This window comes from Pseudomonas sp. KUIN-1, from assembly GCF_009176725.1.
In the GTDB taxonomy this organism is placed as follows: domain Bacteria; phylum Pseudomonadota; class Gammaproteobacteria; order Pseudomonadales; family Pseudomonadaceae; genus Aquipseudomonas; species Aquipseudomonas fragariae.
This window is the reverse complement of the sequence record NZ_AP020337.1, coordinates 2747838-2761083: the sequence shown is the minus strand read 5'-3', so window position 1 is coordinate 2761083 and position 13246 is coordinate 2747838. Positions and strand designations below refer to the sequence as shown.

The window sequence follows — 13246 nt, the reverse complement described above, 5'->3', positions numbered from 1 at the left end:
CCGGTTGCCCGCTCATTTACCATCAAGCCAGCAGCTTCTGAATCTGGGTATGCAGGGTGTCCATGGTGAAGGGTTTGGCAAGAATGGGCGCCTTCAGCGCAATCGGGCTGCCCGAGTCGAGTATCTCCGCCGGGTAACCGCTGATGAAGATCACCTTCAACTCAGGCCGCAGCATGATCGCAGGCTCGGCAATCTGGACGCCCGAAACGCCGCCCGGCAGCCGATAATCGGTAATCATCAGGTCGAGATGGGGTTTGGTCGCCAGAATCTCGAAAGCCTGCTCGCCGTTCTCGGCTTTCAGGACACGATAACCCTCACCCGACAGATAATCGGCCAGAAGCATCAGGATCAGGGGCTCGTCTTCGACGATTAGTACGACGTTTTCTGCATCAGCGCTCATTGAACTGCCTTTGATCTTATAAATAGCTGCCATTACGACCACGGCACGCATGGGAGGTTGCGCCAACCTGTGATTAAACTTTATTGCCGGTGGCGGCGACCTTACAGAGGCAGGCAGATACGAAACACCGAACCCTTGCCCTCTTCACTTTCCACCTCGATGCGACCGCCGTGCGCCATGACGATCTGATCGGAAATGAACAACCCAAGACCCAACCCGGCAACCGCGTGATTGCTCGACACCCGCTCGAACTGCTGAAAGATGCGCTTCTGGTTTTCGGCCGTAATGCCAATACCTTGATCCCTGACTTCGATGAAAGCCTCGCTGTCCTTGCTGTACACATGCACTTCAATCGGCTTTCGCGCACCGTAGCGCAGCGCGTTGGTCAGCAGGTTGGCAACCACCTGCTCGATACGGAATTCGTCCCAGACACCGATCACCGGCTGTTCGGCGAACCGGGTGATGGTGGAATTGGCGGCGGCGATCTGCGCGGCAAAGCTCTCCAGCAGTTGCGTGACCAGTTCGCTCAGGTCGAACGGGCTCGGTCTGATCGACAGCTTGCCAGTACGGATCCTTGATACGTCGAGCATGTCTTCGATCAGGCGGATGAGGCTCTGAATCTGTCGCTCGTCGCGATCGACCATCGCGCGCAGCTTCTCCATGGTAAACGCCGCCGCGTTGTCCTTGGCCAGGTGCAGCTTGCGCAGCTGGGTTTCCAGAATCAGGCCGTTGAGCGGCGTGCGCACCTCGTGGGACACGATGGACATGAAGTCGTCCCGCATGCGAATCGCGTGTTCCAGCTCGCCCTGGGTCGACTGCAGACGCTTGAGCAGGGCTTCCTGCTCCTGACGACTGCGCTCAAGCTCCTCGACCTGTATTTTCATGGCCTTGCGCTGTCGGTAAAGATCGACGAACACGTTGACCTTGCTCTTCACCGCGTGAATATCCAGCGGCTTGTGCAGAAAATCCACGGCACCGCTTTCATAGCCCTTGAAGGCGTAATTCAGCTCGCGGCCGGCAGCACTGACGAAGACAATTGGAATGCTTTTGGTCTTTTCCGTGCTGCGCATCAGCTCGGCCAGTTCGAAGCCGTTCATTCCGGGCATCTGAACGTCGAGGATGGCCATGGCGAATTCGTGCTGCAGCAACAGTGACAGCGCTTCGTCCGCAGACAGCGCCTTGTAGACGATTCGATCACCGCGCTTGATCAGCGCTTCGAGCGCCAGCAGGTTTTCCGGCAAATCGTCAACGATGAGCAGTTTTGCCTGAATTTCACTTAACATGCGCTTCGTTCCAGCTCGACCAGCAAGCGGCCAATATCGTTCAGGGAAAGGAGGTAATCGGGCGAGTGCAGCGCCAGGCCAGCTTCAGGCATGGTAGAAGCCTGAGCCTGCGACGGGTCCTGAATCACCGTGAAACCACCATACTTCTTGATCTGCAGCAATCCGTTCGCGCCGTCATTGTTGGCGCCGGTCAACAGCACGCCAGCCAGTCTCGGCCCATAGGCATCAGCGGCCGAACCGAACAGAATGTCGATACTGGGCCTCGAATAAAACACCCTGTCCTCCTGACTCAATGACAGGGAAAAGTCAGACTCCACCGAAACATGATAGCCCGCTGGCGCAACGTACAAAGTGCCGGGCGCGATGCCCTCCTTGTCGTCGGCTTCCTTGACCGGAATCGCCAGCCGGTTCTGAAACACATTGGCCAACTGGCTGAGCCGGTCATCAGGCAAATGCAGGACCATCAGGATTGGTAACGTAAACCCCTTGCGCAGGCCGCTGAATATTTTCAGCAGCGCCTCCACGCCGCCCGCCGAGGCGCCGACGACAATGGCATCGACCACGGGCAACGGGTGGCTGAGCGTGTCATCGCCAAACGTGATTTTCATAATTTCCGGTAAATCCGCTCGGGCTTCACCAGCGCCTCGAAGGCGCCACCGTAGGCGGAGAAATCCAGGGTTTCCTTGCTGCCCAACGCCAGAAAGCCACGATGGCACAACGAATCATGAAACAGCCCGAACGCTCGATCCTGAAGCTTTTTGTTGAAATAAATCAGTACGTTACGACAAGAAATAAATTGCGTTTCGGAGAATACACTATCTGTGGCCAGACTGTGATCGGCAAACGTGACGTTCTCGCACAGCGTCTTGTCGAAGATCGCATAGTCATAGGCAGACGTGTAGTACTCGGCAAAATCGCGCTGCCCTCCCGCCTTTCGATAGTTCTCGGCATAGGCCCGCACGTTGTCCATGGAGAAGATGCCCTGCTTGGCCTTTTCCAGCGAGCTGGGGTTGATATCGGTCGCATAGATGATGGTCCGCTCCAACAGCCCCTCCTCGCGCAACAGAATAGCCGTGGAATAGACCTCCTCGCCCGTGCTGCAACCGGCAATCCACACCTTGAGTGATGGGTAGGTGCGCAGTACCGGCACGACCTCGTTGCGGATTGCCAGAAAATGCGACGGGTCACGGAACATCTCACTGACCGGAATCGTGAGAATCTGCAGCAGTTGCATGAATGCTGCAGGATCGTGGAGCACACGTTCCTGCAGGGCGGAGATGGTCGCACAATCGAACTGACGCAGCGCATGGATCACGCGACGCTTGACCGAAGCGCCGGAGTAATCACGAAAGTCGTAGCTGTATTGAAGGTAAATCGCCTCGATCAGCAGGCGCAGCTCGATATCCATGCTTCGATCACGGTGCATGGTGCGGTCCGGGCTTGTCATCGCAGACGCCTCTACATTGAGCCCTCATTCAGATACGCTCCATCTTCGGCAGCCAGACGCGAATCAGCGAAAACAGACGGTCCAGATCAATGGGCTTGGCCAGGTAATCGTTGGAACCCGCTTGCAGGCAGCGTTCCTGATCATCTTTCATGGCCTTGGCCGTGACGGCGATGATCGGCAGTTTGCGCCAGCGCGGATCCTTGCGAATCTCGATGGTCGCTTCATAGCCGTCCATCTCAGGCATCATCACATCCATCAGGACCAGATCGATGTCTTCTACCTCGTTAAGCCTGGCAATCGCCTCCAGACCATTGCGGGCGATTTCCACCACCGCGCCTTTATGTTCCAGAGCGCTGGTCAGCGCGAAGATATTGCGCACATCGTCGTCGACCACGAGGATCTTGCGCGCCTCGAAGACCTTGTCACGGCTACGCGCGGTCTTGAGCATCTTTTGTCGCTCGTTGGACAGTTGCGATTCGACCTTGTGCAGAAACAGCGTCACCTCATCGAGCAGCCTTTCCGGCGAGCGCGCGCCCTTGATGATGATCGAACGCGAATACTTCATCAGCTCGGCTTCTTCATCGCGGGTCATGTTGCGGCCGGTATAGACGATGACCGGCGGGAAGGCGCAGATGTCTTCCATCGACATGCGCTTGAGCAACTCATTGCCGAGCATGTCCGGCAGCTTCAGGTCGATGATCATGCAGTCATAGACATGATCGCGCAGCAGGTCCAGCGCCTCCTGGGCGAAGCCTACCGCCGTGATTTCAATATCATCGTCACCGATCAGGCGCGCGATGCTGTCACGCTGCAGCGCGTCGTCCTCGACCAGCAGGATACGCTTGACCTTCTGCGTCAGCTTGGCCTCCAGCTTGGCGAACACGTCCTTGAGCTCTTCGCGTGTGGTCGGCTTGACCGCGTAGCCAATGGCGCCCATGTGCAATGCGGCTTCCTGACGATCTTCGACCGAGATCACGTGCACGGGAATGTGCCGGGTGGGCGCCAGCTCCTTGAGACGTTGCAGCACGGTCAGGCCCGAATGGTCCGGCAGGCGCATGTCCAGCAGGATCGCATCCGGCGTATAACGGGATGCCAGATTGAAGCCATCGTCGGCAGCATGCGCCACCAGACAGTCGTAACCCAGCTCATGGGCCAGGTCGTAGAGAATCTGGGCGAATCGCACTTCATCTTCGATCACCAGGATGCAGCGCCGCTGGAAAGGTGCCTTGTCACGGTCGTCGTCAAATACCGGCACCGGCGTATCCATCGGCACGGGTGCCGGAACGGGCTGCGCAATGACCGGAAGCACAGGGGCATACGGCTGTAGCGCAGCAGGCGCTGACACGATCGGCAGATCGCTGCCCGGCTCGCGATCGTCTTGCTCGACGTAATGCTCCGGCAGCACCAGGCTGAAAATACTGCCCTGCCCCGGTGCGCTGGTGACACTGATCGATCCGCCCAGTAATGCCGCCAGATCTCGTGAAATCGACAGCCCCAAGCCGGTACCGCCATAACGTCGGTTGGTGGTGCCGTCTGCCTGACGGAACGCTTCGAAAATACCCTGCTGATGCTCCTCGGCGATGCCGATGCCCGAGTCACGCACAATGAACGCGATACCGGCGCCTGGCTGGCGCGAGACGACCATGCTGACCGAGCCGGCCTCGGTGAACTTGATCGCGTTGGACAGCAGGTTCTTGAGGATCTGCTCAAGGCGCTGGCGATCCGTGAACAGCATGGTGGGCGCACCGGCCTGGATGTCGACGGTAAACGCCAGTTTCTTCTCGGCGGCGAGCGGCTGGAAGAGTGTCCGCAGACCTTCAACCAGACGGGACACGCTGCTGTTTTCCGGACGCATTTCCAGCTTGCCGGCTTCGACCTTGGAAATATCCAGAATGTCGTTGATCAGATTCAGCAGGTCATTACCTGCCGAATAGATCGACTCGGCAAACTTGACCTGTTCGGCGGTGAGGTTTTCGCCCGGGTTCTCGGCCAGCAGCTTGGCGAGGATCAGCGAGCTGTTGAGCGGCGTGCGCAACTCGTGGGACATATTGGCGAGGAACTCGGACTTGTACTTGCTGGCACGCTGCAGCTCGTCCGCCCGCGCCTGCAACTCGGCCTGGGCGATATTCAGTTCTTCGTTGTTGCGATCCAGCGCATCGCGCTGCTCGGCCAGCGCTTGACTCTGGTCGGCCAACTGCTCGTTGGTCTGCTCAAGTTCGGCCTGCTGGGTCTCCAGATGAGCCTGGGATTCCTTGAGGATGCGCGACTGCTCCTCCAGCTCTTCGTTGGCGGTGCGCAGTTCTTCCTGCTGCACCTGCAGCTCTTCGTTGAGCTGCTGGGTCTCGGCCAGCACCTCCTGCAGACGCTGGCGATAACGGGCGGCTTCGATGGACGTGCCGACGTTGTCCGCCACCAGCTCAAGGAACTCGATGTCCCGCTCGGTCAGGGCGCGCAGAAAACCCAGTTCGATCACGCCGTTGACCTGATCGTCATTGCTGGTTGGCACCACCACCACGCTGCGCGGCGAGCCCTCGCCCAGGCCGGACGCAACCTTGAAGTAATTATCCGGCAGTTCATCCAGGGTAATGATGCGGTCCTGCTGGGCGGCCTGCCCGACAATGCCTTCATCACTGTGAATGGTCTGATCCTGCTGCTCCTGTTCGCGGGAGAAGCCATACGAGGCAGCCCGTGTGAGGCCGCCGTGGTCCTGGCGAATGTAGACCGCCGCCACCGACGCGCCCAGGTATTGGGTCAGGAACTGGAGGATATTGCGGCCCAGCATGCTCAGCGTCAGTTGCCCCAGAACCTGCTCAGCCAGCTCGCTCTGGCCATTGCGCAGCCAGGCCACTTTCTGCAGACGCTCGGAATTGATTTCCTGAAGCCTGAGGTTTTCGCTGTAGGTATTCGACAGCGACAGCAGATCCCTGCGACCGATATAGGCCAGAATTGCGCTGACGACCACCACGAATATCAGATAAAGGGTGACGGAAAGGATGGTACTGCGCGTGACTTCCGCATTGCGGGTCAGACGAAGTTGCTGCTCCATTTCCACCGCCTGATCATATTCAGTACGGATCTGATCGGTGATTCGCTTGCCACGTCCGGCCAGTACCGGCGTCTGATAATCGCCGTTGGTGCGCCGCAACGTGATCATCTCCTGGGCGAACGCATTCCACTCCTGCTGCAGTGTGGACAGACGTCTGAACCGATCCAGTTGCGTGGGGTTGTCGTCTACCAGTTTCTCCAGCCCCTGCAGCTCGGCGAGCAACAGCGGCTTGGCGACCTCATAGGGGTCGAGAAAATGCTGATCCCCCGTCAACAGAAAACCGCGCATGCCGGTTTCCATGTCTATCGACAGTTTCATTGAGCGGTTGGTGTTGTTGATCACCCGGTCAGTGTGCTCGACCCACTGTATTGCAGTGAGCAGATAACTGATCAGCAGAATGAAGAAAACTGCACTCAGTACACCGACACCCAGTGGCAAGCCAACGTTACGTCCCAGCAATTTTCGAAAGCGTTGTTCATCGACAACAGACGTCCGATTCATGAAATATCCCTGACCAATGGATCAAAACCGTAGAGTTTGCCGTAAACCTACAGAAAACACTCTTATTTCTGACATAGAGGATTGAAATTTCACACATAAATGGGCGATAAGCTCACGCCGGTATTCATTAATGACGCCAACCCGTGAGTCGCCCTCGCGATTTACGGTATTTGTGCCTCGATTGAACTTCCACACGGTTTTTATTTACTGATACAGGGACTGTATCGACAGCGGACAGGCCCTCGCTCGGTTACCCTGAGTCGAGGGGAAAGGATGCGCGAAACTCCACACCGTCTGCGCTATCACCATTATTCAGGTTTAAGGAGTCAACCATGCCCGACACAGCCCGCACCATTCTCGTGGTCGAAGACGACGCCATTGTGCGCATGCTGATTGTCGACGTGCTCGAAGAGCTGGAATACAAGGTACTGGAAGCCGAGGACGCTACGTCGGCACTCACCTTTGTTGCAGACGATTCCAATCACATCGACCTGTTGATGACTGACCAGGGGCTGCCTGACATGAAAGGCACTGCACTGGCCAAAAAGGTCATCGAACTTCGCCCGCAATTGCCCGTGCTGTTCGCCAGCGGTTACTCGGAAAATATCGACGTGCCGCCAGGCATGCACTCGATCGGCAAGCCGTTCTCCATCGACCAGTTGCGCGACAAGGTAAAAAGCATTCTTGGAAACAGCCTTGACTGACATCGACGCTGCCTTCAACCGCACCGATAAGCCTGCCAGCACCCGCCTGTTGATCATCGGCTACGTATGGCCCGAGCCGCGATCTTCGGCCGCCAGCGGGCACATGATGCAACTGATTCAATGCTTTCTGGAGCAGGACTGGCAGATCACCTTTGCCAGCCCTGCCACCGAGGGCGAGCATCGCGCCGATCTGCTCAGTCTGGGCATCAGTGAAGTGCACATCACGCTCAACGACAGCAGTTTTGATGTATTTGTCAGCCAATTGCAGCCTGATGTGGTGCTCTTCGATCAGTTCATGATCGAGGAGCAGTTCGGCTGGCGGGTCGAGCAGCAGTGTCCTGACGCACTGCGGATGCTGGAGACGTCGGATTTCCAGAGCCTGCGCCACGCACGCCATCAGTTGCTGAAGGACTCGCTGAACAGCGATTGCGCCGCGGCCGGGCCGGGCAGCGCCGACGTTTCAGCGCCGCAGCTTTTCCGGCAAATAGCCTCCAGTGATCTGGCGCAGCGCGAAATTGCTTCGTTGTATCGCTGCGACCTCAACCTGATGACGTCGGATGTCGAAATCGCGCTGTTGAGCGGCCCTTTCGGCCTGCCCGCGGCGCTGCTGCACTGGTGCCCGTTGATGATCGACGGTATTCCCGACAGCTTCCGGCCTTTTGTACAGCGTGCGCACTTCCTCAGCATCGGCAACTTCCGCCATGCGCCCAACTGGGATGCCGTGCTGTGGATGAAAACCGTTATCTGGCCGCTGATTCGCCAGCAACTGCACGAAGCCCAGCTACACATTTATGGCGCCTATACGCCACCCAAGGCCTCGGCGCTGCACAATGCCGCTCAGGGCTTTCATGTGAAGCACTGGGCCGAGGATGCGCTGGAGGTCATGTCCAACGCGCGGGTGTGCCTCGCGCCATTGCGCTTCGGGGCCGGCATCAAGGGCAAGCTGATGGACGCGATGCTCTGCGGAACGCCGTCAGTCACGACGCCGGTGGGTGCGGAAGCCATGAGCGGCGGGCTGCCGTGGCCCGGCATCATTGCCGATAACCCTGCGGAAATCGCTGGCGCTGCGGTCAGGCTGTATCAGGACCAGAACCTCTGGCTTGAAGCGCAACAAGCGGGTCAGGCGTTGCTGCAGGCACGCTTCCAGCATCGGCAGCACTGTGCGAGCCTGATCGAGCGCATCGAGACCCTTCGCAACGGACTGACGGAGCATCGACTGGCGAACTTCACCGGCGCCATGCTGCGGCACCATCACCACAAGAGCACCAAATACATGGCGCAGTGGATCGAAGCGAAGAATCGCAACAAGGATGAAAAACCGGCTCAGGCTCAATGAGAAAAGTCGGCGAGCGAAGGTCAGGCAAGGCAAAAACAGGCGAGGAACGGCCGGGGTCGCGTTCGACTCTACGTGTTGTAAATGAGCATTCCGATCGAACTCGCGCACGAGCCTGTTTTTAACGCAGCATCACCGAGCGCAGCCACTTTTCCTGCAGAGCCTAGGCCGGTTTGCGCAGCAAATAGGTATCCATGATCCACCCCTTGCGCTCGCGTGCCTCGCTGCGCAGGCGCTTGATCTGCTCGCAGACATCATCCAGCCGTCCGGCCACCAGTATCTCGTCCGGCGTGCCCAGGTACGCGCCCCAATAGATGTCCAGCCCCTGCCCCGTATAACGCTCGAATGTGCAGTGCGCGTCGAGCATCACCACGACGTTGCCGGGGTGCTGCAGCGGAGCTGTCGCCATGCGTCGGCCGGTGGTGACAAGAATCGACTCGCCAATGCGATTGAGCGGGATGCGGTGCCGCGCGACCAGACTCTGGACGCTGGTGATACCGGGTATCACCTGATACTCGAAAGCCTCCTTACCCCGCGCCAGAACCTGGTCAAGGATGCGCATCGTACTGTCGTAGAGCGACGGGTCGCCCCAGACCAGAAACGCGCCGACCTGATCCACGTCAAGTTCATCGGTCAACAGCCGCTCGAACAGTACCGCGCGCTGTTCGTGCCACCCCTCGATGCCGCGCTCGTAGGCCTCTGGATCATCTTCACGTCGAGGGTCCTGGACTTGCACCAGACGGTAGCGTTGATGAGTGATATAGCGCTGACAGAGCTCTTTGCGCAGCCTCAGCAACTGATCGTCGACGTAGCCCTTGTCGAGGATGAAGATCACCTCTGCAAGGTTCAGGGCCGCAACGGCCTGCAGGGTGATCTGTTCGGGATCCCCGGCCCCCATGCCGATCAGCAGGATCTGTTTCATCGGTCAACGCCTCCTCTGTGCAGAGGCCTGATCGTAGGCGATTTTTGCCAATGACCGGGCATTGAACTGAAAAATCAGGCACATTACTCTTTTGGCAACAGATGAACATGACATCGCCAATGAATAAAACAACAAGAATCGCCGACCCTTCCTACGAACTGATGGACGACCACAACGGTCTGTCGATCATCTACCGCGAGCATGGTTTCCCCTGCCCGCTGGTGCGCTGGCACTTCCACAAGGAATATGAACTGCACCTGATCGTCGCCAGCTCCGGCAAGGTGTTTGTCGGCGACTACATCGGCAATTTCAATCCTGCCAGCCTGTTTCTCACCGGCCCCAACCTGCCGCATAACTGGATCAGCCAGATCGACGACGGTGAAGTGGTGCCCAAGCGCGACATGCTGGTCAACTTTACCGATGAGCTGCTGGAAAGCGGCAACCAGGTGTTTGCCGAGCTCAAGACCCTGACGCCGTTATTGGAGCGCGCCCGCTACGGCATCGAATTTCGCTGCAAACGCACGATTCGTCAGGCCATGAAGCAGATGCAGAAAATCGCCGACTCGCGAGGCATTACTCGCCTGGGCCATTTCTTCATTCTGCTCGAACTGCTCGCCGCCAGCGACGACTACCAGTTGCTGTCAGGCACGGCGGTCGCCCACACGGCGGACGAGCACAGCGTGGATCGCACCAACCGGGCGGTGGATTATATTTTCGCCCACTATGGCCGCGAGCTGCCGCTGGAGGAAGTCGCCGAGTATCTGGGCATGAAACCGACCTATTTTTCCCGGGTGTTCAAACAGGCTACCGGGCGCTGCTTCGTGGAGTTCGTCAACCGGCTGCGTATCAGCAAATCCTGCGAACTGCTCGCCGACGGCGACAAACCGGTCACCGATGTGTGCTTCGAGTCCGGATTCAACAATATTTCCAACTTCAATCGGCGTTTTCAGCAACTCAAGGGCATGACTCCGTCGCACTACCGCCGACTCGCCGTTCAGCGTCTGACCGAACAAAACCTGTACTGATTCGCCCCGCCCTCGCCCTCATCGTCTACGCTGGAGTTGCGTCGAAGCCGCCCTATGGGCGATTCGGCGCTGTTGCCTTTTCCCACCCGAGTGCAAAAAAGTATCAGTCAGAGTGCGGCGCAGGATTTGTCTTTCAGACCGAACGCCGGTGTAATCAATGCACATCTTCCTCACCTCCGGAAGAGAAAAAAACAATAACCATCCTTCTGCAGTCCTTTGGGCGTGGAAGAGGAGTGATCAATGAAGAACTCAGCAAAACTTCTGCTCGCCAGTTCCGTCCTCAGCACCTGTTTCGTGTTCAGTGGCAGTGCCACCGCGGGGACCGTGACCATCGCCACGGTCAACAACAGCGACATGATTCGCATGCAACGCCTCTCCAAGACCTTCGAAGAAAAGCACCCCGATATCAAGCTCAATTGGGTCGTGCTGGAAGAGAACGTCCTGCGTCAACGCCTGACCACCGACATCGCCACCAAGGGCGGCCAGTTCGACGTGCTGACCATCGGCATGTACGAAGCCTCACTCTGGGGTCAGAAAGGCTGGCTGCAGGAAATGAAAGACCTGCCTGACAGCTACGATCTGAAGGATGTGTTCACATCAGTACGCGACGGCCTGTCGGTGGACGACAAACTGTTTGCCCTGCCGTTCTATGCTGAAGCCTCGATCACCTACTACCGCACCGACCTGTTCAAGGCCGCAGGCCTGACCATGCCCGAGCGCCCTACCTGGACCCAGATCGCCGGGTTCGCCGAGAAACTGACCGACAAGTCCAAGGAACAGTACGGCCTGTGTCTGCGCGGCAAGGCTGGCTGGGGCGAGAACATGGCGCTGATCACCACGCTGGCCAACGCCTATGGCGGACGCTGGTTCGATGAGCAGTGGACGCCACAGTTCGATCAGCCAGAATGGAAGGATGCGCTGAACTTCTACGTCAATACCATGAAGAAATTTGGCCCGCCGGGTGCCTCAAGTAACGGTTTCAACGAGAACCTTGCGCTGTTCAACAGCGGCAAATGCGCCATCTGGGTGGATGCCAGCGTGGCCGGTTCGTTCGTGACCGACAAGAAGCAGAGCAAAGTGGCTGACAGCGTCGGCTTCACCTACGCCCCGCACGAAGTGACCGACAAGGGCTCATCGTGGCTTTACTCGTGGTCGCTGGCGATCCCGACCAGCGCCAAGAACACCAAGGATGCTGCCGAGTTCACCCAGTGGGCGACCTCGAAAGAGTACGCCAAATTGGTCGCCGATACCGACGGTGTATCCAACGTACCGCCGGGCACGCGCGCCTCGACCTATACCGACGAGTATAAAAAGGCTGCACCGTTTGCCAACATCACACTGGAATCGCTCAAGAAAGCCAATCCCAAGGCCCCGACACGCGATCCCGTGCCTTACGTCGGCATTCAACTGGTCACCATTCCCGAGTTCCAGGCCATCGGCACCAGCGTCGGTCAGCAGTTCTCCGCAGCGCTCATAGGTCAGTCCACTGTGGATCAGGCCTTGCAGAATGCGCAAACCGCGACCGCGCGCGACATGAAACGAGCGGGTTACCCGAAAAAGTAACTGTCACGCACCAGGGCGAAAGCCAATGCTCTCGCCCTGTCGCTCAACTGCGCAACAACTCTGGTGCAATCCGGTTCGGAGCTCCCCATGAATACCTCAGCCTCCCCTGAACGCACGGACCTGTCCGGCGAACAGCAACCGCTCAAAAACCGTCGATTCAAGCCGGGCTGGTTTCTGGTCAGTCCTTCGGTAGCGCTTCTGCTGGTGTGGATGATCGTGCCGCTGGGCATGACCATTTACTTCTCGCTGATCCGCTACAACCTGCTCTCCCCTGGCGAAAACGAATTCGTCGGCTTGGAGAACTTCCAGTATTTCGTGACCGACAGCGGCTTTTTGCCGGGTGCCGGCAATACCCTGCTGCTGGTCGGCAGCGTGCTGGCGATCAGTGTGATCTTCGGCGTGCTGATTTCGGCGCTGCTGGAGGCCAGCGAGTTTTTCGGTCGCGGCATCGTCCGTGTGCTGTTGATCTCGCCGTTCTTCATCATGCCCACGGTCAGTGCGCTGATCTGGAAAAATCTGATCTTTCATCCGGTGTCCGGCGTACTTGCGGCGGTCTGGAAGTTCTTCGGCGCCGAACCGATTGACTGGTTTGCCCATTACCCGATGCTGTCGATCATCATCATTGTGTCCTGGCAATGGCTGCCGTTCGCCATTCTGATCCTGATGACCGCCATGCAGTCACTGGATCAGGAGCAGAAAGAAGCAGCGCGGCTGGACGGCGCAGGTCCGCTGGCGATCTTCTGGCACCTGACCCTGCCGCACCTGGCGCGTCCGATTGCCGTGGTGGTGATGATCGAAACGATCTTCCTGCTTTCGGTATTCGCTGAAATCTTCACCACGACCAACGGCGGGCCGGGCTTTGCCTCGACCAACCTGGCTTACCTGATCTATATCCAGGCGCTGCTGCAGTTCGACGTCGGCATGGCCTCGGCGGGCGGGCTGATTGCCGTGGTCATAGCCAACATCGCGGCGATCATCCTGATCCGGATGATCGGCAAAAACCTCACCGACAAGTCATGAGG

General features: G+C 58.2%; 11 protein-coding genes. 5 read left to right on the top strand and 6 right to left on the bottom strand.

The annotated features are described in order from the left end of the window. Positions 1-22: 22 nt before the first annotated feature. From KUIN1_RS12800 to KUIN1_RS12780, 5 genes are all read right to left on the bottom strand, one after another. Positions 23-400 (bottom strand): response regulator, encoded by a 378-nt coding sequence (locus tag KUIN1_RS12800; protein WP_003318062.1) that lies wholly within the window; start codon positions 398-400, stop codon positions 23-25. A gap of 101 nt (positions 401-501) precedes the next feature. After that, positions 502-1683 (bottom strand): hybrid sensor histidine kinase/response regulator, encoded by a 1182-nt coding sequence (locus tag KUIN1_RS12795; RefSeq protein WP_011267688.1) that lies wholly within the window; start codon positions 1681-1683, stop codon positions 502-504. Further along, positions 1677-2291 (bottom strand): chemotaxis protein CheB, encoded by a 615-nt coding sequence (locus KUIN1_RS12790; RefSeq protein WP_058822173.1) that lies wholly within the window; start codon positions 2289-2291, stop codon positions 1677-1679. Before KUIN1_RS12790 ends, KUIN1_RS12795 begins: the two co-directional genes overlap by 7 nt. Beyond that, on the bottom strand, positions 2288-3109 hold the full coding sequence (locus tag KUIN1_RS12785) for a CheR family methyltransferase (protein ID WP_024638804.1): 822 nt from the start codon (positions 3107-3109) through the stop codon (positions 2288-2290). Before KUIN1_RS12785 ends, KUIN1_RS12790 begins: the two co-directional genes overlap by 4 nt. A gap of 49 nt (positions 3110-3158) precedes the next feature. Further along, positions 3159-6677 carry a response regulator gene (locus tag KUIN1_RS12780; protein WP_024660620.1) on the bottom strand — a complete coding sequence of 1173 codons (3519 nt, stop codon included), beginning with the start codon at positions 6675-6677 and terminating at the stop codon, positions 3159-3161. A gap of 332 nt (positions 6678-7009) precedes the next feature. Between KUIN1_RS12780 and KUIN1_RS12775 the strand changes: the two genes are divergently transcribed. After that, a complete protein-coding gene (locus KUIN1_RS12775; protein WP_003369350.1) occupies positions 7010-7381 on the top strand; it encodes a response regulator in 372 nt (123 codons plus the stop codon). Next, on the top strand, positions 7374-8717 hold the full coding sequence (locus tag KUIN1_RS12770) for a glycosyltransferase (RefSeq protein WP_172980054.1): 1344 nt from the start codon (positions 7374-7376) through the stop codon (positions 8715-8717). Before KUIN1_RS12775 ends, KUIN1_RS12770 begins: the two co-directional genes overlap by 8 nt. A 160-nt stretch (positions 8718-8877) precedes the next feature. Here KUIN1_RS12770 and cobF read toward each other — a convergent pair whose 3' ends face one another. Beyond that, positions 8878-9636 carry a precorrin-6A synthase (deacetylating) gene (gene cobF / locus KUIN1_RS12765; RefSeq protein WP_011267684.1) on the bottom strand — a complete coding sequence of 253 codons (759 nt, stop codon included), beginning with the start codon at positions 9634-9636 and terminating at the stop codon, positions 8878-8880. Between the two features lie 119 nt (positions 9637-9755). Between cobF and KUIN1_RS12760 the strand changes: the two genes are divergently transcribed. The 3 genes from KUIN1_RS12760 to KUIN1_RS12750 all read left to right on the top strand — a co-directional run bounded on the left by KUIN1_RS12760 (position 9756) and on the right by KUIN1_RS12750 (position 13244). Then, the gene (locus KUIN1_RS12760; protein WP_003402817.1) at positions 9756-10661 is read left to right on the top strand and encodes an AraC family transcriptional regulator; all 906 of its coding nucleotides are present in this window, start codon (positions 9756-9758) and stop codon (positions 10659-10661) included. A 240-nt stretch (positions 10662-10901) separates the two neighbouring features. Further along, the gene (locus KUIN1_RS12755) at positions 10902-12224 is read left to right on the top strand and encodes an ABC transporter substrate-binding protein (protein ID WP_152092021.1); all 1323 of its coding nucleotides are present in this window, start codon (positions 10902-10904) and stop codon (positions 12222-12224) included. Positions 12225-12311: 87 nt separating this feature from the next. Next, positions 12312-13244, top strand: a complete 933-nt coding sequence (locus KUIN1_RS12750) for a carbohydrate ABC transporter permease (RefSeq protein WP_011267681.1) — start codon at positions 12312-12314, stop codon at positions 13242-13244. Positions 13245-13246: the final 2 nt, after the last annotated feature.

Bases quoted from the DNA above. Each gene is read 5' to 3' on its own strand.
- KUIN1_RS12800 (WP_003318062.1), bottom strand. From the start codon at position 400: ATGAGCGCTGATGCAGAAAACGTCGTACTAATCGTCGAAGACGAGCCC.
- KUIN1_RS12795 (WP_011267688.1), bottom strand. From the start codon at position 1,683: ATGTTAAGTGAAATTCAGGCAAAACTGCTCATCGTTGACGATTTGCCG.
- KUIN1_RS12790 (WP_058822173.1), bottom strand. From the start codon at position 2,291: ATGAAAATCACGTTTGGCGATGACACGCTCAGCCACCCGTTGCCCGTG.
- KUIN1_RS12785 (WP_024638804.1), bottom strand. From the start codon at position 3,109: ATGCACCGTGATCGAAGCATGGATATCGAGCTGCGCCTGCTGATCGAG.
- KUIN1_RS12780 (WP_024660620.1), bottom strand. From the start codon at position 6,677: ATGAATCGGACGTCTGTTGTCGATGAACAACGCTTTCGAAAATTGCTG.
- KUIN1_RS12775 (WP_003369350.1), top strand. From the start codon at position 7,010: ATGCCCGACACAGCCCGCACCATTCTCGTGGTCGAAGACGACGCCATT.
- cobF (WP_011267684.1), bottom strand. From the start codon at position 9,636: ATGAAACAGATCCTGCTGATCGGCATGGGGGCCGGGGATCCCGAACAG.
- KUIN1_RS12760 (WP_003402817.1), top strand. From the start codon at position 9,756: ATGAATAAAACAACAAGAATCGCCGACCCTTCCTACGAACTGATGGAC.
- KUIN1_RS12755 (WP_152092021.1), top strand. From the start codon at position 10,902: ATGAAGAACTCAGCAAAACTTCTGCTCGCCAGTTCCGTCCTCAGCACC.
- KUIN1_RS12750 (WP_011267681.1), top strand. From the start codon at position 12,312: ATGAATACCTCAGCCTCCCCTGAACGCACGGACCTGTCCGGCGAACAG.